The organism is Streptomyces sp. NPDC043878 (assembly GCF_056435735.1).
Map to the genome: position 1 here is coordinate 111757 of NZ_JBWKDW010000027.1, position 22075 is coordinate 133831.

The 22075-nt window shown below is 70.4% G+C and carries 11 protein-coding genes and 1 pseudogene (1 of these 12 cut by a window edge); 5 read left to right on the top strand and 7 right to left on the bottom strand.

Annotation, left to right across the window (positions count from 1 at the left end):
* From AC07AZ_RS31005 to AC07AZ_RS31015, 3 genes are all read left to right on the top strand, one after another.
* Nucleotides 1–13364: the 3' portion of an amino acid adenylation domain-containing protein gene (locus AC07AZ_RS31005; protein ID WP_478853594.1), read on the top strand. Its footprint begins 3274 nt before the window's first position; the window shows 13364 of its 16638 coding nt (coding positions 3275–16638); its start codon lies beyond the left edge, outside the window; the stop codon is at nt 13362–13364.
* A 1-nt stretch (nt 13365) separates the two neighbouring features.
* Entirely contained in the window at nt 13366–14346 is a 981-nt protein-coding gene (locus tag AC07AZ_RS31010; RefSeq protein ID WP_478853596.1) for a TauD/TfdA family dioxygenase, read from the top strand.
* 431 nt (nt 14347–14777) lie between these two features.
* On the top strand, nt 14778–15524 hold the full coding sequence (locus tag AC07AZ_RS31015; RefSeq protein WP_478853598.1) for a phosphotransferase family protein: 747 nt from the start codon (nt 14778–14780) through the stop codon (nt 15522–15524).
* 82 nt (nt 15525–15606) lie between these two features.
* Here the strand turns inward: AC07AZ_RS31015 and AC07AZ_RS31020 are convergent.
* The 4 genes and pseudogenes from AC07AZ_RS31020 to AC07AZ_RS31035 form a co-directional block, all read right to left on the bottom strand.
* A protein-coding gene (locus tag AC07AZ_RS31020; RefSeq protein WP_478853612.1) for an IS5 family transposase occupies nt 15607–16466 on the bottom strand; the annotation gives its coding sequence in 2 pieces (ribosomal slippage) (nt 15607–15809 and nt 15809–16466; 861 coding nt in all).
* A gap of 116 nt (nt 16467–16582) precedes the next feature.
* The gene (locus AC07AZ_RS31025) at nt 16583–16717 is read right to left on the bottom strand and encodes a hypothetical protein (RefSeq protein ID WP_478853616.1); all 135 of its coding nucleotides are present in this window, start codon (nt 16715–16717) and stop codon (nt 16583–16585) included.
* Nucleotides 16718–16743: 26 nt separating this feature from the next.
* Nucleotides 16744–16965 (bottom strand): annotated as a pseudogene (locus AC07AZ_RS31030) (hypothetical protein); the annotation flags it as partial.
* A 79-nt stretch (nt 16966–17044) separates the two neighbouring features.
* The gene (locus AC07AZ_RS31035; protein WP_478853600.1) at nt 17045–17596 is read right to left on the bottom strand and encodes a CGNR zinc finger domain-containing protein; all 552 of its coding nucleotides are present in this window, start codon (nt 17594–17596) and stop codon (nt 17045–17047) included.
* A gap of 158 nt (nt 17597–17754) precedes the next feature.
* Between AC07AZ_RS31035 and AC07AZ_RS31040 the strand changes: the two genes are divergently transcribed.
* A complete protein-coding gene (locus AC07AZ_RS31040) occupies nt 17755–18975 on the top strand; it encodes an MFS transporter (RefSeq protein ID WP_478853602.1) in 1221 nt (406 codons plus the stop codon).
* Nucleotides 18976–19063: 88 nt separating this feature from the next.
* Here AC07AZ_RS31040 and AC07AZ_RS31045 read toward each other — a convergent pair whose 3' ends face one another.
* The 3 genes from AC07AZ_RS31045 to AC07AZ_RS31055 are packed head-to-tail and all read right to left on the bottom strand — an operon-like array spanning nt 19064 to nt 21154.
* Nucleotides 19064–19303: an ATP-dependent DNA ligase gene (locus AC07AZ_RS31045; RefSeq protein WP_478853604.1), complete on the bottom strand. Its 240-nt coding sequence runs from the start codon at nt 19301–19303 to the stop codon at nt 19064–19066.
* A 49-nt stretch (nt 19304–19352) separates the two neighbouring features.
* Entirely contained in the window at nt 19353–19724 is a 372-nt protein-coding gene (locus AC07AZ_RS31050; RefSeq protein WP_478853606.1) for an STAS domain-containing protein, read from the bottom strand.
* Nucleotides 19721–21154, bottom strand: coding sequence for a PP2C family protein-serine/threonine phosphatase (locus AC07AZ_RS31055; RefSeq protein WP_478853608.1), 1434 nt, complete (start codon nt 21152–21154; stop codon nt 19721–19723). Before AC07AZ_RS31055 ends, AC07AZ_RS31050 begins: the two co-directional genes overlap by 4 nt.
* 324 nt (nt 21155–21478) lie before the next feature.
* Here AC07AZ_RS31055 and tpg point away from each other — a divergent pair, with 324 nt between their 5' ends.
* Entirely contained in the window at nt 21479–22051 is a 573-nt protein-coding gene (gene tpg, locus AC07AZ_RS31060) for a telomere-protecting terminal protein Tpg (protein ID WP_478853614.1), read from the top strand.
* Nucleotides 22052–22075 lie beyond the last annotated feature (24 nt).

Genomic DNA, 22075 nt, shown 5'->3' on the forward strand with positions numbered 1-22075 from the left:
CGCGTATGTCCGGTGACCTGGACTGCGCCGCGCTCGCGGCCGCCCTGCGGGACGTGGTGGAGCGGCACGAAGTGCTGCGGACGGTGTTCGAGGTCATCGACGGTGAGCCGTACCAGCGCGTCGTAGAGCTGTCCGAGTCCGGATGGGCGGTGGAGGTCGTCGAGGCCACCTTGGCCGACACAGAGCGGGCCATCGCCGAGCTGTCCGCGCACCGGTTCGACCTGTCCTCCGAGCTCCCGGTGCGAGCAGGGCTGTTCACGCTCAGCGCGGATGAGCACGTCCTCGCGGTCGTCATGCACCACATCGCCTCCGACGGCTGGTCGGCGGAGGTCCTGGCCCGCGACGTCTCGGCCGCCTACACCGCCAGGGCGGCCGGACGGACGCCCTCATGGCACGACCTGCCGGTCCAGTACGCGGACTTCGCGCTGTGGCAGCAGGACGTGCTGGGCTCCGAGGACGATCCCGACAGCGTCCTGACCCGCCAGCTGGGCTACTGGCGCGACGCCTTGTCCGGGGCTCCGGAAGAGCTGGAACTGCCGGTCGACCGCGCCCGGCCGACGGCGGCCTCGCACCGCGGCCGCTCGGAGTCGTTCACCGTTCCCGCCGACGTGCACGTCCGGCTGACCGAAGTGGCCCGAGCGCACGCGGTGACGCCGTTCATGGTGCTCCAGACTGCCCTGGCGGTCCTGCTGGCCCGGCTCGGCGCCGGCGAGGACATCCCGATCGGGACAGCGATCGCCGGCCGCACCGACGAGGGACTGCACGACTTGGTCGGGTTCTTCGTCAACACCCTGGTGCTGCGGACCGACCTGTCCGGCGACCCGACCATGGCCGAGCTGCTGGACCGGATCCGCCGGACGAGCCTGGCCGGTCTGGACCATCCGGACGTGCCGTTCGAGCGCCTGGTGGAGGAGCTGGCCCCGGAACGCTCGCTGTCCCGCCACCCGCTGTTCCAGGTCATGCTCACCATCCAGCAGCACGGCCGGACCGGACTGGCCCTCCCGGGGATCGACTTCGACGGCTTCACCCCGGATGCCGACGCAAGCGAGGCGGCGAAATTCGACTTGCACTTCTCGATGCGCGAGGCGTTCGACGCCGCAGGACATCCCGCCGGCCTGATCGGCGCGGTCGTCGGCGCCGCGGACCTGTTCGACGCCGAGACGGTCACACAGTTCGCCCAGCGTTTCGTCCGGGTGCTCGACCAGGTGGTCACGGACACGTCGGCGCGCGTCGGTGCCGTCGCCGTGACCGACGACTCCGAGGCGAACCGGCTCCTGCACGGGTGGAACGACACCGCGCTGGAGCTGCCTGACGTGACCGTTTCGGAGCTGTTCGCCGCGCAGGCCGCACGCACCCCGGCTTCGACGGCCGTGGTGACCGAGACCGATGAGGTCACCTACGCGGAACTGGACGCGCGCGCGAACAGAATGGCCCGGCTGCTCATCTCCGGGGGTGTGGAGCGCGGATCGCGCGTGGTGGTGGCGCTGCCACGATCGGTGGAACTGTTCGTGGCGCTGCTCGGCGTCTGGCGCGCCGGAGCCGCGTACGTGCCGGTCGACGCGGAGTACCCGCCGGAGCGGATCGCGTACGTCATGGAAGACGCGACGCCGGCCCTCGTGCTGACCGACCTTGCGACGGCCGGGGGACTGCCCGACGTGGGCGTGCCGCAGCTGTGCCTGGACGAGTCGGAGGTGGCGGCCGGGCTTGCGCTGACGGCGTCGGTGCCGCTCACCGACGCCGAGCGCGGCGGGCCCCTGTCACCTGTGCTTCCGGCATACTCGATCTACACGTCCGGATCGACGGGACGGCCCAAGGGCGTCGTGATCTCCCAGGGCAACCTTGTCAACTTCCTGATCGACATGACCAACCGGCTCCCGTTGACCGAGCAGGACGCCTGGCTCGCGATCACGACCGTCTCCTTCGACATGGCGGTGCCCGAACTCTACGTCCCGCTGCTGACCGGCGCGCGCCTCGTCATGGCCGCCCGCCGCATCGTCCTGGACCCGGTGGATCTGGTGCGGTTCCTGTTCCGGCACAGGGTGACGGTGCTGCAGGCCACGCCGTCGCTGTGGCGCGCCGTGCTCGCCGAGCATCCCGACGGCATCGCCGGGCTGCCGCCGCTGCGGGTGTTGGTCGGCGGCGAAGCGGTGCCGGGGCACCTGGCGCTGGAGCTGTCCGGTCTCGGCGAGGTGACGAACCTCTACGGCCCGACCGAGACCACGGTCTATTCGACGGCCGGGCCGGTGGATCCGGCGGTCGTGGCCGTCGGGGAGCCGCCGATCGGCCGGCCGATCGCGAACACTCGGGTCTACGTGCTCGACAGTGCACTGCGACCGGTGCCGGCCGGCGTCGCCGGGGACCTGTTCATCGCCGGCGCCGGAGTGGCGTCCGGCTACTGGAACCGGCCCGGCCTGACCGGCGAGCGGTTCGTGGCGTGCCCGTTCGGCGCTCCAGGTGAGCGCATGTATCGCACCGGGGACCGGTCCCGCTGGCTTGCCGACGGGCAGCTGATGTTCCTGGGCCGCGCCGACGAGCAGGTGAAGATCCGCGGCTTCCGGATCGAGCCGGGCGAGGTGGCGGCGGTGGCGGCCGCGCACCCCGGGGTAGCCGAGGCCGCAGTCGTGGCCCGCGAGGACATGCCCGGCGACAAGCGGCTGGTCGCGTACGTGGTGTCGAACGCCACGGACGCCGGGGACGCGGACGCCGGGGACGCGGACGCCGGGCTCGCAGGCTCCGTCCGCCGGCTCGCGGCCGAACGCCTTCCCGCCTACATGGTGCCCTCGGCGGTCGTCGTGCTTGACGCACTGCCGCTGACACCCAACGGGAAACTGGACCGCAGGGCCCTGCCGGCGCCGCAGTACACGCTCACTGTCGGGCGGGCACCGTCCACACCACGCGAAGAGCTGCTGTGCGGGGTGTTCGCCGAGGTGCTCGGCGTGCCCTCGGTCGGCGTGGACGACGACTTCTTCGGCCTCGGCGGGCACTCGCTGCTGGCGGTTCGCCTGGTGTCCAGGATCCGTGCCGCCCTCGGGGTCGACGTGAGCATCCGGACTCTGTTCGAGAACCCCACTGTCGCCGGTCTGACGGCGCACACAGCCGTTGCCGGTCCGGCACGGGTCGGACTGGAGGCTCGCGAGCGGCCCGACCTGATCCCGCTGTCCCACTCGCAGCGCCGACTGTGGTTCATCGACCAGCTGACCGGGCCGAGCACCACCTACAACGTGTCCGCGGCGCTGCGGCTGAACGGGCCGGTGGACCGGGACGCCCTCGGTGTCGCGCTGCACGACGTCGTGGCCCGACACGAGGTGCTGCGGACGATGTTCGGGGCGGTGGCCGGCGAGCCGTACCAGCGGGTCGTCGAGCTGGCCGAGTCCGGCTGGGAGCTGGAGGTCGTCCAGACCTCGGAGGCCGACCTGGAGCGGGACGTCGAAGTGGTGCTCGGGCACGAGTTCGACCTGGCCCGGGAGCTGCCGATCCGCGCGGTCCTGTTCGCCCTCGGGCCGAACGCCCACGTCCTGGTGGGAGTCATGCACCACATCGCCTGCGACGGCTGGTCGCTGCGCGTGCTCGGCACCGACTTCGAGACCGCCTACGCGGCCCGGAGCGATGGCCGGTCTCCGGAGTGGGAGACCCTGCCCGTCCAGTACGCGGACTACGCGGTCTGGCAGCAGGAACTTCTGGGCTCCGCGGACGACCCGGAGAGCCTGATGTCCCGGCAGCTCGCGTATTGGCGCGAGGCGCTGGCCGGCGTCCCGGCCGAGCTCGACCTCCCCACCGACCGATCGCGTCCGGCCGCCCCGGTCAGCCGCGGGTATCGTGGCGACTTCGACGTCCCGGCAGACCTGCACGCCAGGCTCCTGGAAGTGGCGCGCTCGCGCGGCGTGACTCTCTACATGCTGGCCCAGGCCGCCGTGGCGGTCATGCTGTCGCGTCTGGGCGCCGGGACGGACATCCCGATCGGCGTGCCGACTGCCGGCCGCGCAGACGTGGCGCTCGACGATCTCGTCGGGTTCTTCGTCAACACCCTGGTGCTGCGCACCGATCTCTCCGGCGATCCAACGCTGGCCGTGGTGATGGACCGGGTGCGGGAGCGCGCCCTGGCCGGCTTCGACCATCAAGACGTGCCCTTCGAGCGCGTCGTCGAGGAGGTTGCGCCTCGGCGTGCCTCGGGCCGCAATCCGCTGATCCAGGTCGTGGTCACGGCCGCGGTGGACGCCAACGTCATGGACCTGGCGCGCGTCGGGAGCGAGCGCGTCGACGTCGGCCTGCTGGAGGTGAAGTTCGATCTCGACATCGTGGTGGGACAGGCGTTCGACGACTCCGGCGCCCCGGCCGGCATCCACGGTGCGCTCTACGGCGCCGCGGACTTGTTCGACCCGCAGACGGTCGACGGCCTGGCGGCTCGTCTCGAGCGGGTGCTGGAGTGCTTCGCCGATGATCCGGCGACGCGGGTGAGCGAGATCGACATCCTGCGGGACTCCGAGCTGGACCAGGTGCTGGCCCAGTGGAACGACACCGGCGCCGAGGTGCCGGTGGCAGCGGTGCCGGAGCTGTTCAGGGCGCAGGCGGTGCGGACGCCAGACGCGGTCGCGCTGGTCGGTGCTGGCGGCGAGGTCACCTATCGCGAGTTGGACGAGCGGTCGGACCGGCTGGCCCGGTTCCTGATCGGGCAGGGCGCGGGCCCCGACCGGGTGATCGGGACGGCCCTACCGCGGGGCGTCGACCTGGTGGTGGCGCTCCTCGGCGTGCTGAAGTCGGGTGCGGCGTGTCTGCCGGTCGACACCGCGCTGCCTGCCGACCGGGTCGCGTTCATGATGGCGGACGCGGAGGCCGTGTACGTCCTCGATGAGCTTCCCGCAGCCGTCCTCGCCGACGATGCGGCGCACGGGGCCGTGCGTTTGCCGGCGGTGGCGCCGGACCAGCTCGCATATGTCATCTACACGTCGGGTTCCACCGGGCGGCCGAAGGGCGTGGCGGTCTCGCACCGCGGCGTGGGCGCCCTGGTCGCGGCCCAGGCCGAGCGGTTCGGGATCGACGGCGCCTCGCGCGTGCTGCAGTTCGCGTCGGTCGGGTTCGACGCGGCGGCGGCCGAGATGCTGGTCACGCTGTGTTCGGGTGCTGTCCTGGTGGTGGCGTCCGCGGAGGAGCTGCTGCCTGGTGCGGCGCTGGCGGCCACTGCGGACCGGTTCGGGGTGACCCATGCGACGCTGCCGCCAGCCGTGCTGGCCGCGATGGCTCCGCGCGAGCTGGCGTCAGTGTCGACGGTGGTCTCGGCCGGTGAGGCGCTGGACAGCAAGGTGGCCGAGCGGTGGTCGTCGGGTCGACGGCTGATCAACGCCTACGGCCCCACCGAGACGACCGTGTGCGCGACGATGAGCGCGCCGCTGGCGCCCGGGGAGCAGCCGACGATCGGGCGGGCGGTGTCCGACAGCAAGGTGTTCGTGCTGGACGCGTTCCTCAAGCCGCTGCCGCCGGGCGTCGCTGGCGAGCTGTACGTGGCCGGAGCGGGGCTGGCCCGCGGCTACCTGGGGCAAGCGGCTCTGACCGGCGAGCGGTTCGTGGCGAACCCGTTCGACACCGGGCAGCGGATGTACCGGACCGGTGACCGGGCCCGGTGGACGCCCGACGGCCGTCTGATGTTCCTGGGCCGTGCGGACAAGCAGGTGAAGATCCGCGGGTTCCGCATCGAACCGGGCGAGGTTCAGGCCGTCGTGGCTGCAGTGCCCGGCGTGGAGCAGGCCACAGTCATCGCCCGAGAGGACACGCTGGGGGACAAGCGTCTGGTCGCATACGTTGTGGCCACCGCCGGCGAACACTTGGCCGCCGCTAAGTCAGCCCTCGTCGAATCCGTCCGGTCGTCCGTGGCCTCCCGGCTGCCCGGCTACATGATGCCCTCGGCCGTCGTGGTGCTCGACGCGCTGCCGGTCACTCCGAATGGGAAGCTCGATCATCGAGCCCTGCCCGTCCCCGACTACGGTGCCGCCACGGGACTGCGTAGCCCGGCCACGCCGCATCAGGAACTTCTGTGCGAGGCCTTCGCCGAGGTTCTCGGCCTGGACTCGGTGGGCGTCGACGACGACTTCTTCGCCCTCGGCGGGCACTCGCTGCTCATCGTTCGGCTGGTGGAGGTGCTGCGCTCGCGCGGAGTGACGGTATCGGTGCGCGCGCTGCTCGACACCCCGACCGTGGCGGGACTGGCCGCAGCGGCGGGCCGCGATTCCGTCGTCGTACCGCCGAACCTGATCCCGGCGGATGCCGCCGCGATCACCCCGGAGATGCTGACGCTCGTCGACCTGACGCAGGAGCAGATCGACGCGATCGCGGCCGGCGTCGACGGCGGCGCGGCCAACATCGCCGACATCTACCCGCTTGCGCCGCTTCAGGAAGGAATGCTCTTTCACCACCTCCTCGCCGGAGACGGCCACGAGGACGCGTACGTGTCGCGTACGGTGCTGGAGTTCGACAACCGGGCCCGGCTCGACGCTTTCGCCGCAGCCGTGCAGCTGGTCGTCGACCGCCACGACATCTACCGCACTTCCCTCGTCTGGGACGGGCTCGACGAGGCGGTTCAGGTCGTGTGGCGCCGCGCCACGGTCCGGGTTGCCGACGTCGCCCCGGTTTCCGGAGCCGATCCGGCCGAGCGATTGATCTCGACAGCGGAACCGACCATGGATCTGCATCGGGCGCCGCTGCTTGACCTATCGGCGACGACGGGCCCGGACGGTCGGGCGTGGCTGCTGATCCGAGCGCACCACCTGCTGCAGGACCACCTCGGCCTGGAATCCGCCATCGCCGAGATCTTCGCGATCATGGCGGGGCGCGAGGCCGAGCTGGCCGAGCCGCTACCGTTCCGGGAGTTCGTGGGCACCACGCGCGCCGCCCGGGATCCGCTCGGCGACGAGCTGTTCTTCACCGGGCTGCTGGCCGGCGTGGACGAGCCGACAGCGCCGTTCGGACTGCTGGACGTCCTGGGCGACGGGAGCGGCACGGTTCGCGGCCACGTCGGCCTGGGGCCGGAGCTCAGCGAGCGGATCCGGCAGGTCGGACGCCGGCTCGGGGTGAGCGCCGCGGTACTGCTGCACGTCGCCTGGGCGCGGGCGCTGGCCGCGATGTCCGGGCGCTCGGACGTGGTGTTCGGAACCGTGCTGTCCGGCCGGCTGGGCGCGGGCGCGGGCGCGGGCGCGGACCGGGTCGTGGGCCCGTTCATCAACACCCTGCCAGTACGGGTGCGGCTGGACGGCACCGGTGTGGTGGGCGCGGCGGCTGGGATGCGTGTCCAGCTGGCAGACCTGCTCGAGCGGGAGCAGGCGTCGCTGGCCGCAGCGCAGCGCTCCGCCGGGCTTGCTGGCGGGACTCCACTGTTCACCTGCCTGTTCAACTACCGGCACGGTACCCACTCGTCCGCGGAGAAGGGCCACGAGGGGATCCGCGCCGACACCACCTGGTCGCGCAACAACTATCCGCTGACGGTGTCGGTGGACGACGACGGCGAGTCGCTCGACGTCACGGTCGACGCGGTCGTCTCCGTCGACGCCGCGATGGTGGCCGAAATGATGCGTTCGACGGCGGCGAATCTGACCGGTGCGCTGGAAGCGGCGCTGGACGGCGGACCGGAGACGTCGTTGGGCGCCCTCGACATCGTCGATGACGACACGTGTCGACGGGTGCTGACGGAATGGAACGGCACGACCGGCCCGTTGACGCCTCCAACGTTCCTCGAGGCCTTTGCCGCTCAGGTGGCCCGGACCCCCGACGCCGTCGCGGTGGTGAGCTCCGGGGCGGAACTGAGCTATGCCGACCTGGACGCCCAGGCCGACCGGCTGGCTCACCATCTGTGCGCACTCGGTGTCGGCGCGGACAGCGTGGTGGGTCTGCGTCTTCCACGAGGCTTGCGGACGATGGTGGGAATCCTCGGCGTCTGGAAGGCCGGGGCGGCGTATCTGCCCATCGATCCCGGACACCCGGCGGAGCGGATCGAGTTCATGCTCTCGGACAGCGGAGCCTCCGTCGTGGTGGACGACGCGATGGCCGCGACGGCGCTGGCAATGCCGCCGACGGCCGTTCCGCGACTCCGTTCGGCGCGCGACAGCCTGGCATACGTCGTCTACACGTCGGGTTCGACGGGTCGCCCGAAGGGCGTGGAGGTCACTCAGGCCGGGTTGGCGAACTATCTGGCCGCGATGCCCTCCCGTCTGGCGTTCGCCGAGAGCGGCGGCCGGTATGCGCTGCTACAGGCGCAAGCAACTGACCTGGGGAACACGGTGGTGTTCGCGGCGCTGGCGGCCGGCGGCGAGTTGCACGTGCTGGACGAGCAGGCGATGGCGGATCCGGCGGCTGTGGCCGCGTACCTCACCGAACACAGCATCGACTTCTTGAAGATCGTCCCGTCGCATCTGGCAGCGCTGGCGAGCGCTCAGGGAATCGAACCGCTGATTCCGGCGCGAGCGCTGGTCCTGGGCGGGGAGGCGACGCCGCCAGCGTTGGCGGCGCGGGTCCTTGCCGCCGCCGGTGATCGCGCGGTGGTCAACCACTACGGCCCGACGGAGACCACGATCGGTGTGCTGGCCGGGCCACTCGACGGAGTGCGGCCGGTCGCCAACACGCGAGCGTTCGTGCTGGACACCGGCCTATGCCCGGTCCCGCCGGGAGTGGCCGGAGAGTTGTACGTGGCCGGAGCCCAGTTGGCGCGCGGCTATGTGGGCCGTCCCGGTCTGACCGGTGAGCGGTTCGTGGCGTGCCCGTTCGGTACCGGTGAGCGAATGTATCGGACCGGCGATCTGGCACGGTGGCTGGCCGACGGCCGGATGGAGATCCTGGGCCGTGCGGACGATCAGGTGAAAGTCCGCGGCTTCCGGGTCGAGCCGGGCGAGGTGGCCGCGGTGCTGTCCAGTCACCCCGGGGTATCGCAGGCTGCTGTGAGCGTCCGTGACGACGTCCTGATCGCCTACGTGGTTCCCTCCGACAGGGATGTGGCTCTGGCCGACACTCTAAAGAGCTTTGCCGCGCAACGTCTGCCGGAACACATGGTGCCCTCGTCGGTGGTCCTGCTGAACGCCCTACCGCTGACCGCCAACGGCAAACTGGATCGCAAAGCCTTGACTGCCGCGCAGTCGGACTTCAGCGCCCCGTCCGCCGCCGAAACCACTGCCGCAACCGGCCCGAGGACGCCGTCCACGCTCCGCGAGGAGCTGCTGTGCCAGGCCTTCGCCGACATCCTCGGTCTGGATTCGGTCGCCGTCTACGAGGACTTCTACGCCCTGGGCGGCCACTCGCTGCTCGCCATCCGGCTGATCTCCCGGATCCGCGCGGTCCTCGGAGCCGAGATGTCCATCAGGACCCTGCTGGACTTCCCGACCGTCGCAGGGCTGGCAGCCCAGCTGGAAGAGGCCGGCCCCGCCCGAGCGGTCCTGAAGGCGCGTGAGCTCCCCGAACGGGTTCCGCTCTCGTACGCCCAGCGCCGACTGTGGTTCGTGGGCCAGGTCGAAGGCCCGAGCCCGACCTACAACATCCCCATCGTCGTCAGGCTGACCGGGGGAGTGGACCGGTCTGCGCTCGCCGCGGCGCTGAAGGACGTGCTGGAGCGGCACGAGGTCCTGCGCACGGTGTTCGAGGTCGTCGACGGCGAGCCGTACCAGCGGATCGTCGACCTGTCGGAGGCCGGCTGGGCGATGGAGACCGTCGAGACCTCCGAAGGCGATCTAGACCGATCCGTGGCGGAGGTCGCCGGGCACCGCTTCGATCTGTCGTCCGAGCTGCCCGTGCGCGCGGCGCTGTTCGTGCTGGGCGCCGACGAGTGCGTGCTGGCCGTGGCGGTGCATCACATCGCCTCCGACGGATGGTCGGCAGCACCGTTGGCGCGGGACTTCGGCCACGCCTACGAGGAGCGTCGCCAGGGCAGGGCGCCGAGCTGGGAGCCGTTGCCCGTGCAGTACGCGGACTTCGCGGTTTGGCAGCGGGAAGTCCTGGGCTCGGACGACGACCCGGACAGCCTGGTGTCCCGGCAGATCGACTACTGGCGCCAGGCGCTGGCCGGCTCTCCGGTGGAGCTGCCTCTGCCGGTCGACCGTCCGCGGCTGGCGGCGCCTTCGCGCCGCGGCCACACAGCGGACTTCGAGGTGCCCGCCGAACTGCACGCCCGTCTGGCCGACCTGGCGCGTGCACGGGGTCTGACGCCATTCATCGTGGTGCAGGCCGCCCTGGCCGTGCTGTTGTCCCGGCTGGGCGCCGGGACCGACATCCCCATCGGGGCCACAATCGCCGGCCGGGCCGATGAGGTACTCAACGACCTCGTCGGATTCTTCGTCAACACCCTGGTGCTGCGGACCGACCTGTCCGGGGATCCGACGCTGGCCGAGGTGCTGGACCGGGTCCGGGCCACGACGCTGGCCGGGTTCGACCATCAGGACGTGCCGTTCGAGCGCCTCGTGGAGGAACTGGCGCCGGAGCGCTCCCTTTCCAGGCAGCCGCTCTTCCAGGTCGTCCTGACCAAGCAGGAGAACGTCGAAGCGGCCCTCGACCTTCCCGGGATCGGAATCCAGGGTGTCGCCGCGGTGCGGACGACCGCCAAGTTCGACCTGGACGTCATGGTCGGCGAGTCCTACGACGCGCACCACCGCCCGGCCGGCATCCGCGGGTCGTTCACCGTAGCCGCAGACCTCTTTGACGCCCCCACCGCCGACGCCTTCGCCGAACGCTTCGTGCGAGTCGTCAGCGCGCTGGTCGCGGACCCCTCGGCGCGGCTGAGCGCCTTGGACGTTCTCGACGAGTCCGAGCGGCATCTCGTCCTGAGGGAATGGAACGACACCGCCGCCGACGTCCCCACCGCTCTGGTCCCGGACCTGTTCAAGGCCCGCGCGACACAGACCCCTGATGCGATCGCGCTGGTGTCCGGCGCCGGCGAGGTGTCCTACGCCGATCTGGACTCACGTGCCGAGGAGCTGGCGTGGGAACTGCGTGCGTCGGGAGTCGAGGCCGGAGCGGTCGTGGCGCTGTGCCTGCCGCCCGGGGTCGAGATGATCGCGGCACTGCTCGGTGTGTGGCGGGCCGCGGCGGCGTACCTGCCAATCGATCCGGACCTGCCGACCGAGCGGATCGCTTTCCTGCTGCAGGACGGCCGGGCTGCAGCTGTAGTGACGACCGTCGAGCTGCTGGACGACCTGCCTGCAGGCCGACTGCGGACCATCGTGGTGGACCGGACCGGGCGCGGATCCGCGCCAGCCGCTCAGCACCTGGGGTCGACGCCGCAGCCGACGTCGATCTCGGCTTCGGCCAGGCCGAATGACCTGGCGTACGTCATGTACACCTCGGGGTCGACCGGGCGGCCGAAGGGAGTGGGCGTCCCGCACGCGGCTCTGTCCAACTACGTCGCCTCGGTCGGGGAGCGCGTCGGGTTCGGAGCGCCTGGTGACGGTTACGCACTGCCCCAGGCACAGAACACGGACCTCGGGAACACACTGCTGTTCGGTGCCTTGACCACCGGCGGCGTTCTCCACGTCCTTGACGCGGACGTCACCCTCGATCCGCAGGCGATGGCCGACTACATGACGTCGCACCGCGTCGACTTCGTGAAGTTCGTCCCATCCCACCTGTCCGCTCTCGGCAGCGGTTCGGCCGGCCTGGCGGCGCTGCTGCCGCGGAAGGGCCTCATCCTCGGCGGAGAGGCCGCGCCGGCGGGCTGGCTCGGCGAACTCATGGCTGTCGCGGGCGACCGCGTCGTCGTCAACCACTACGGACCGACCGAGACCACTGTCGGCGTGACCACAGCTGCTCTCGATGCCACGGCGTCGGCCCGGGCAGCCGTGCCGATCGGGCGGCCGCTGGCTAACACCCGTATGTACGTCCTCGATGAGCGGTTGCGGCCGGCTCCGGTGGGGGTCCCGGGCGAACTCCACATCGCCGGATCGCAGCTGGCGCGCGGCTATCTGGGCCGCAGTGCCCTGACTGCGGAGCGGTTCGTGGCCTGTCCCTTCGAGGCGGGTCGGCGGATGTACCGGACCGGGGACCGGGCCCGCTGGTCGGCCGACGGCCGGATCGAGTTCCTAGGACGGTTCGACGACCAGGTGAAGATCCGCGGGTTCCGCATCGAGCCCGGCGAGGTGCGGACGGTCCTCGAGGATCATCCGGGGGTCGCGCGTGCGGCCGTGGTGGTCCGCGAGGCCGCTCTGGTCGCGTACGTCGTGCCGACCGACATGGATCAGGGCGATCCGGATGAGGCCGCCGCGCTGTCGGACGACGTCCGCGGATTCGCGGCACAACGCCTGCCCGACCACATGGTCCCGGCCACGGTCGTCGTCCTCGCCACCCTTCCGCTGGCGGCGAACGGCAAGCTCGACCGCGCGGCGCTCCCGCTGCCGGAACTCGCCGTCGCCGGCACCGACGGCAAGCCCACCACCGAGATCCAGACAGTGTTCTGCGACATCTTCGCCGACGTCCTCGGCCTGGAGTCGGTGGGCGTGGACGACGACTTCTTCACCTTGGGCGGCCATTCGCTGCTCGCCGTCACGCTGGTGGAACGGCTCCGCGATCGAGGCGCGTCGCTGTCGGTGCGCAACGTCCTGGTCGCTCCGACGGTGAACGGCCTGCTGAAGCAGATGTCGTTCTCGTCGGTCCGGAACGCCTTCGACGTCGTCTTGCCCATCCGCACCCGCGGCACCGAACCGCCGCTCTTCTGCATCCACCCGGGAGGCGGCGTGAGCTGGTGCTACCTGACGCTGGCCAGGCAGGTCCCACAGGAGATCCCGCTCTACGGGATCCAGTCGCGCGGTCTCGACGGCGCCGGCGAGGTTGCTGGCTCGGCCCGGGAGATGGCGACGGACTACCTGGAGCAGATCCGCGCGATCCAGCCGTCCGGCCCCTACCGGCTCCTGGGTTGGTCCTTCGGCGGCAACCTGATCCACGAGATGGCCGTACAGCTCCGTGCCGCGGGCGAACGGGTCGGCGCCTTGGTGCTGCTGGACGCGTTCCCGCCGGTCCGTCGCGAGGCCGGAGACGACCTCGAGGCGCCGGGCTCGGAGACCTCGGAGGCTTTCGAGGAGCTGCGGCGCCGACTGCGCCACGAGGCCGGAACCGTGCTGGGCGCGATCTCCGACGAGGAGGTCACCAACTTGGCGACCGTGTTCCAGAACAACAGGAGGCTCATCCGGGAGCACGACTTCGGCGTCTTCGACGGCGACGTACTTTTGGTGCGCGCCGCCGACACGACCAGAGGCGCGGCCACCGCGGAACTGTGGCGACCCTACGTGTCGGGGGAGATCGTCGAGACGAGCCTGCCGTGCTCGCACGCCGAGATGCTCGATCACGGTGTCGTGGAAAAGCTCTGGTCCGCGATCTCATCGGGATTCACCACGGAGAAGGAAGGAATCTGACATGGACGGCGACGTCAAGGAATCGGTCCTGTTCCCCGACCGGGACCGAGTCGCGCTCTTCGAGGCGGTCGCACCGGACGTGAGTCCGGTGAAGTGGGCCTCGGACAACGCCGACCTGCTCACCGAGCGCCTGGCGGCCAAGGGAGCTTGCCTGCTGCGCGGCTTCGACATCCCGGAGGCCTCGGTGTTCTCCGAGTTGGTGCGCGTCTTCGGACAGCAGCTCCAGGAATACATCTACAGGTCGACGCCGCGCAGCAAGGTCGGCGACGTCTACACCTCGACGGAGTATCCTGCCTCGGAGGTCATCCCGATGCACAACGAGATGGCCTACACCACCTCCTGGCCCGAACGCCTCTGGTTCTACTCCCAGAAATCGGCACCCGTCGGAGGCCAGACCCCGCTCGCTGACAGTAGTGCGGTCCACGCACGGATCCCCACACCGATTCGGGAGCGCTTCGAGCGACACGGCGTCCGCTACGTCCGCAACTACCGGAACGGGCTCGGCGTGCCGTGGCAGGAGACGTTCCCTGACATGGATCGTGCGGAGGTGGACCGTTTCTGCCGGGCCCGCGGCATCGTCGCCGAATGGCTCGACGAGGACACCCTCCGCACCACCGAGACCTGTCAAGCGTCGACGACCCACCCGGTCACCGGTGAGACGCTGTGGATGAACCAGGCCCACCTGTTTCACGTCTCAAGCCTGAATCCCCTCACCCGCGACGCCCTACTGGGCCTCATGGACGAACAGGACCTGCCACGCAACGCCTACCTGGGCGACGGCACTCCGATCAGCGACGCCGACCTGTCCGAGATCCGGGCGGCGTTCGAGGCCGAGACAATGACGTTCGTCTGGCACGACGGCGACGTGTTGATCGTGGATAACCTGGCCATGGCCCACGGACGGTTCAGCTACGAGGGCGAACGCAAGCTCCTCGTCGCGATGACCGGATCGATCAGCCGGGGCCGTGGCACGTCGTCGTGAGGCTTGCGAGCAGAAGGTTCGGCTCGGTCCTCGTCGAGGCTTGAGACGGCCGGCGCCTGTCGCCGGCCTTGCAACCGATCGCGCTGTGAGAAGTACGGCGACGGCAGGGAGCACGAACAGGCCCGTCACATCGGGCCCGAGCGGATGAAGGCGTTCATCGGTCGCCACGGCTACTCCGGCCGCACCCGCCCCGAAGTACTGGTGGAACGAATGCGTACACACCTGCTGACCGCCGCACCGGGCACAACCTCCGCCCAGTCGGACCGCCGCCCACACCGCGACCTTCAATTTCATCGAGGGACCCCGTTGTCCGATTGCTTATGCGGTTAGGGCGTGCACGAGGCCGCTGGGTATCCGGACGCGGTCATCTGCGTAATCGCGCGCGATAAACCCGGCGACGTCGGCGGTCATCCCCGGGATACTGGTCGCCCATGGATGAGGTCAAAGTCGTTGTCGCCCATTCCGAGCGCGCGACTCTGCGCGTCGGCGACGTGTTCCTGAAGGTGGACGCCGATCAGGCGCGCATCGATGTCGAGGTCGAGGCGATGGCCCTGGCGCCGGTCCCGACCCCGGAGGTCCTGTGGTGTAAGCCGTCCGTGCTCGCGATGGCTGCACTCCCGGGGACGACGCTTGGGCGCCTCGGCGGGCCGTCGACCGGGTCGCCGGCGGCGTGGGCCGCGGCGGGCGCCGCCATCCGGAAGCTGCACGACGCGCCGCTGCCGTCCCGGCCGGGCCAGGCCGGCCGGAGCATCGTCGCGCTGGCGGCGGAACTCGACGACGAGTGCGAGTTGCTCGTGACGAACGGCGTCCTGCCCGCTGACCTGGTCACGCGCAACCGCCAGGTCGCCGAGGCCGCGCTCCGGCCATGGACTCCGGCGTTCACGCACGGCGACTTGCAGATCGATCACGTCTTCGTCGACGGCGACGAGGTCACGGGCATCATCGACTGGTCCGAGGCGGGCCAGGGTGATGCCCTGTACGACCTCGCCACCTTCACGCTCGGACACGAGGAGCACCTCGACGACGTCATCGCCGGCTATGGCACCGACGTCGACCTTGACGTGATCCACGCGTGGTGGTCGTTGCGAAGCCTGCTGATAGTTCGCTGGCTGATCGAGCACGGCTTCGACCCGTTCGCGCCGGGCTGTGAGGTCGACGTGCTGAGATCCCAGATGTGAGGCTGCGCGGGCCCGACTGCCACGTATGCGTTCTGACGCATCGAGCAGGCCATCCCCTGGGGCGCATCGTCTGCCCTAACTCTCAACAACGTGCGGTGCGCAGTCGTCGCCAGCAGATGACGGCGCAGCCGAGGGTGACGAACGCGTGGTGGATGTCGTCGCGGATCTCCCAGCGGATGCGCAGGCGGCGGAACCAGTGCAGCAGCGCGATCGCTCCTTCCACGACCCAGCGGTACACGCCCAGGACGGAGCCGTGCCCGGTGCCGCGCCGGGCGATGTGCGGGTGATCTGGAACCGGCGGACCTTGTCCCGGTAGGCCTCGTGGTCATAGCCGCGGTCGGCGTACAGGTGCTTGGGGCGGCGCAGTGGCTGGCCGCGCTTGCCGCGGATCGGTGGGACGGCCTGGATCAGCGGGATCAGTTGGGTGACGTCGTTGCGGTTGCCGCCGGTGGTGATTGCCGCGAGCGGGATGCCGTGCGCCTCGACGATCAGGTGGTGCTTGCTGCCGGCCTTGCCCCGGTCCACCGGGGACGGACCGGTGGCCGGCCCGCCCTTCATCGCGCGGATGTGGCTGGAGTCGACCGCTGCGCGGGAGAAGTCCAGCAGGTCTGCGGCCCGCAGCTCGGAGAGCAGCAGCTCGTGCAGGTTCTGCCAGACCCCGGCCTCGTTCCAGTCCCGCAGCCGTCGCCAGCAGGTCATCCCCGAGCCGAAGCCCAGCTCCTGGGGCATAAACTCCCAGCGGATCCCGGTGTACAGCACGAGCAGGATCCCGCACAGCACCCTGCGACTATCCAGACGCTTAAGACCTGGACGCCGCGGATTACGCGGGACGACCGGCAGCAGCGGCTCGATCCGCGCCCACAACTCGTCGTCGATCTCCCACGGTCTGGCAGCGGTCTTCCTCGTCTCGACTGGCTGGCTCGCACCCCCTTCGGCCAGCATCAACGAGAACTGACACCACGTCATTCCTGGAGATCCAGAAGCCTCATTTTGTTAGGAGTCATTACGAGTTGGTGCGTGATAGCGGGTGAGGCGTGTCTTCCTGCTCGTGGCCTGTTTCAGGTGGTGATGGTGCGGTCAGATACGAGGTTGGCGATGGCGCGGTAGGTGTCGGGCAGGCGGGGCTGGAAGCAGCTGATGCGCTGGACCCACCGCCGCGATCCAATGCGGCCCTGCGCCGCCGGTACGGCCAAGAGGTGGTGTCCGTACCGGACAGGCCCAGCAGATCGAACGCGACGAAGTGGGCCGGCCACTCCTCCGCCGCCCGGGCCGCCCCGGCACCGCGCCGGGCAAGCCGATTCTGCAGCCGCTCGAACGCGAGGCGGCCCGCGGCATCCCATACGACCAGATCGCTGTTTATGAGAGCTGCCGCACCTGTCTCATCATGAAGCCCTTGTTTGTTGTCAGTTCGTCGCGCCAAGCAGTGGTTCAGCGGCGGCATGCAGGCGTTGACGGAGCCAGGGTGAGGCAAGGAGAGCCGCTGTTTGCGGGATCCCTTGCCTGTAGTGGCGCGCGGCGGGTCAGACCTGCTCGTCCTGGCGGGTCCGGCGCCGGTAGGCGGCGGCGTTGATCCTGCTGCCGCAGCTCTGTTTCGAGCACCAGCGCCGGGTGCCTGCCCGGGAGCGGTCGAGGAAAAGACGGGTGCACGGCTCACCCGCGCAGTGCCGCAGGAGCAGGCGGTCGGGTCCGCCGAGCAGATCGCTGGCGGTCGCTGCGAGGGTGGCCAGCACATCCTGAACTCCGCCGCGGCGTTCCACCCGACCCAGGGCCTGGAGCGCGGGGCGGACCGGTGGGCGTGCGGCGGCCTGTCGGATCTGGGCGACGTCCTGCGGGTCGGCTGGCTGTCCCTCGGTGGCGGCGAGTGCCAGCCGGTAGATCGCCTCGCGCAACGTACGGGCCTTGGCCAGGTCCGTCTGACTCACCACCTCCAGAGCGTCAACCACCCCGGCTTCGGTGGCCCACCGGGCGAAGTCCGCTGGCTCGGCCAGCAGGTCCTTGGGGCGGGTGGTGCGCCAGGCCACGGTGGCGGCGAAGTCGAGGGCCAGGTGATCACTGACGAAGGTGAAGCTCACGCCCCGAGTATCGGTGGCGGGGACATGGGATGCACATGACGTCATACCTTCAGGGTATGACGGACGAGGGGAGGAGGGTGGGCTGCGTCCGGCGGCCGAGCCGCGAAATCCCGGTCTGGAGGCATGCAGTGCGTAAGCGGACGCCCGTGAAACCGGGAATGCGCTCAGCCACGCACAGGTGGGTGCTCGCCCGTTACATGCAGGTGGCCCTGCTCGTCCGCCTCGCCTCGGAAGGGGCCCGGGTCGGGCTGGTGGTGCTCGCTGTGGACCGCACTCGAAGCGCTGGCTTTGGTGGTGCCCTCGTCGCGGCCCTGCTGGTGCCCAGCGTGGTCGCCGCCCCGCTGGCCGGTGCCCTCGCGGACCAGGTCCGGCGCCGCCGGCTGTTCCACGGCGGCTGCCTGGTGTTCTACGGGACAGGGTTGACCGCCGTCGCCGGGCTAACCGGACGGGCACCCGCTCTGGTTGTCCTGGCCGTGGCGGGCGCGGCGGGTTGCTGCACCCCCCTGCTGACCGGCGGTCTGACCAGCCTGCTGAGCGACCTGTTGCCGCCCACGGCGCTGGGCCGTGCATTCAGCCTGGACGCTGTCTCCTACAACCTGGCTGGGATCGCAGGACCGGCCCTCACCTCCGTCCTCGCGGCGGCGACCGGCCCCGCCCCCGCCCTCATGACACTGGGCGCCGGGGCCGCCGCAGGCGGTCTTCTCGTCTCCGCCCTGCCACTGAGGCCCCGCCCCGTACTGGGCACCGCACCGCGCCCCGCCGATCTGGGCGCCACCGCCGTGCTGCTGGTCCGCGACCCGCCGCTACGCTCGCTCACGTGGGCCAGCGCAGTGGGCCAGCTCGGGATCGGCGCCCTGCCCGTAATCTGCGTGCTGCTCGCCACCCTCTACCGGACACCCTGGGCCGCGGGCGGCCTGATGACCGCCATGGCGCTCGGCTCGCTGATCGGTTCCCTGGCGTACGCCTGGCGGCCGTGGGGCACTCGGCGCCCCGAATGGACCGTCGTCACCATGCTGTTGGCGACCGGGGTGCCGCTGGCCGCCGTGCCCTGGATGGACAGCGCCACCGCGGCAGCCAGCAGCTTCACCCTGGCCGGGTGCTGCACCGGCCCGCTCTTCGCCGCCCTGCTGGCCGGCCGCGACCGCTATGCGCCCTATGGTGCCCGCACGCAGGTATTCACCCTGGGAGCAAGCATCAAGAGCACATGTGCCGCAGGCGGGGCTGCTCTAGCGGGCGCCTGGCAGTCTGTCGGACCCGGAGGCCTCGTCCTCGCGGCAGCCGGATGCCAGGCCGCCGCGGCCGCGCTGGGTGTGCTCCTGCTGAACGGGCACCGGACCAGGACCGACCGCCCACGGACCGAGACGAGCACGAAGCGCTGAGTCGTTTTCCACTTGATCGGCAGTCGGCTGCTCCGATGGTTACGGCCCAAAGACATGAGACATCGACGGGGTGAGACGCCCGTACAGGTCACATAACGCCATCTAGCCCGGTGTCCTCCGGCAGCTGCGCCAGGATCGCCGCCCGGATCTCGGGGAACGAGGCCGTCATGTCCGTGCCGCGCGGTGAGCGCAGCAGCACCCGCCCGCCCGCGTACACGGCGAGCTGGGCACGGTAGCCGTCCCATTTCGGCTCCGCCGCCCACCCTGTGGGCAGGGCGGGGCTTTCGACGGCCACGGTCAGCATCGGCTCGGGCAAGGGCCACGTCATGCGTGATGCCTTCCACATCGACCACCGGTAGCCCTCGCCCGGACAAGTCCTAAGCGGTGGCCGTGTCCTGGCTGCGGGTGTGCGCGACGAGGGCGTGGGCGGCGGTGGGATGGGCGGGTAGCAGGGCGCTCAGGCCGGTGAGGTCCAGCAACCGCTCAAGGCGGTCGGGGACGGCGGCAAGGACCAGGGTGCCGTCGACGGTCTTGGCGCAGCGGAAGATGCCGACGAGGGCGTTGAAGCCGGATGAGTCGCAGAAGGTGACATCCCCGAGGTCCAGGATCAGGTGCCGGTGGCCTTGCTCGATCAGCGCCAGTGCCTGGGTGCGCAGGTGGGGGGCGGTTGCTATGTCGAGGTCTCCGGCGACGTGGGCCAGAGCGAGGTCGCCGTCGGTGTGCTGGGCGGTGAGGCGGAAGTGGGTCACGGTCGGCTCTCCGGCGTCTCGCCGGCGGGGGCGATGGTGTGGTTGGTGGCGATGGCAGTGAGGCCGTCTGTGGCGTGGGCGAGGGGGACGGACAGGGCCAGCAGGGCGACGTCGTCTCCGGCGCCGTGGGGCGTGGCGTCGATGAGGTCGACGGTGTCCCCTATGACCGCCGCTGCACTGTCGGGCCCGGTGCGCGCGGAGAGGAAATGGGCCAGGCCCTCTTCTCCGATCATCTCTCCGCCCAGGGTGCGGGCCTCGGTCAGCCCGTCGGTGTAGAGGAGCAGTCCTTCGCCCGGCGCGAGGTGGATGGTGTGGGAGGCGAAGCGCGCCTCGGCGAGGGCGCCGATGAGCATGCCGCCCTTGGGGCGCACCGCTTCCACCGCCCCCTGCCCGCGCAGGTGGTAGACCGGGGGGTGCCCGCCGGTGGCCACCGTGACAGTGAACCCGGCCTTCTCGTGCGGTTCCAGGATGCCGAAGACCGCGGTGCAGAACCGGGTACCGACGGCCGGGTCGAGGAGCAGTGCCGTGTTCAGCGAAGCCAGGACCTTGTCGGGGTCGGGGTCGATCTGGGCGGCGGCGCGCAGGGTGTAGCGGGTGAGAGAGGTGACGGCGGCCGCTTCGGGGCCCTTGCCGCACACGTCGCCGAGGAAGAACGCCCACCTCGTGCCGTCGAGGGGGAAGACGTCATAGAAGTCGCCGCCCACGTCCTGCGGGGAGGCGGTGGCGTAGTGGCACGCCAGCTCCAGCCCCGGCACCACCGGCAGGGCCGGCGGCAGCAGGGTCCGCTGAAGGGTGGAGGCGAACGCCTGGATGGCCACCATGTCGCGCTCCGCGCGTTCGCGGGCCTCCTCCTGCTCGATGCGCCGCTCCTGCTCTGCGCGCAGGGCGTTCAAGGCCGCCAGGCGCATCTCCAGCTCGTCAAGGACGATCGCGGCCAGGTCCGCGAGGGTGGCGGTGTCGTCCTCGGTGATCAGGCGCGGCTTGGTGTCGAGGATGTTGACGGTGCCCAACCGGTGCCCGTCACTGGTGATGATCGGCGCGGCCGCATAGAAACGGACCCCCATCGGCCCGGTGACCAGGCCGTTATTGAAAGCGACGGGATCGCTGAGCGTATCCGGGATCACCAGCGTCTCGTCGGCGAGAATCGCCGAACCGCACAGGCCCGGCTCCCGGCTAATCTCGCTCACGCCCTCCAGCCCGTGCGCGGCCTTGAACCAGATCCGGTCCTCGTCCACGATCGTCACGCTCGCCACCGGCACCTTGAACAGCCGCGCCGCCATCGCCGCAACACGGTCGAACGCCCCGTCCGGCGGGGTGTCGAGGATGTCGTAGCGGCGCACCGCGCCCATGCGGGCCGCTTCCTCCACCGCACTGAGCGTCTGCCGGCCCGGCATGCCCGCCAGGCCGGTCGCATGTCTCGCTTGCGGCATCGTCTACCTTCCCTTGCCGCGCTGGCCCGGTGGCCAACGACTGTCGCAGCCTAGACCGGCCCCCCAGCGTCAAGAAATCAATCCGCAGAGTGATCACAAGAGCAGCCTCAGCAGCGTTTGCCAGCAAGCGTGCTGATTTGCCAACTGTGCTGCATCGTCACACCCTTCGACGGACGACGGGAGACCGTCCAGCCGTCAGCCTCTGTCCACAGGTCCGCTCCGCTGGAGTGCTCGTATGACTGATGAGGAGAAGGCACAGCAGGCGGCCCGGACGCGCTCCAAGATCATGGAGGGCTCGCCCGCGCGGAGCGCGCCCTGTTCACCCTGCCCGCCCCGAAATCCGCGCGAGCCCAGATGAAATTCCTTCGCACGCGGGAGAAGGGCTCCACCAAGAGCCTGGCGGAGCGCCTGGGCGTCTCCCGCAAGACGGTGCAGCGCTACCTCTCGGGTGCCTCTACCAAGCCGAACAAGCGGCTCCAGGAGACGCTGGTGCAGGAAACCGAGTCGGAGTGGCAACCGCAGGTCAGGGCACAGGCCAGGCAGCGCGCGACGTCATCGCGCGGGCTGGTCATCTCCTGCCGGGCATACTTCGGCCTCGGCACGGAGGGCACCTCGGACGCGGGCCGGGTACGGGACATCACCGTCGCCGTCACCCCCTCCCACGCGGCCGCCATCCTCGCCGCACAGGAGGACGGTGCGACAGAGAACGATCTGCATGACGCCGTCGCGGAGGCCATCGCGGACGCCTATTTCCGTCAAGGCGGCGGCGGCCGTGCGGGCCTGGAGGTGAAATTCACGGACGTGGAATGGATCAACATCCGGGTTTTACTGACCTTTGCGGCGTGTTGTCGCCGGGGGCTGACGATGTGTGATCGTCGCGGTATGCCGGTTGTGTGAGATATCCGCAGGGTGGTGGGCTGA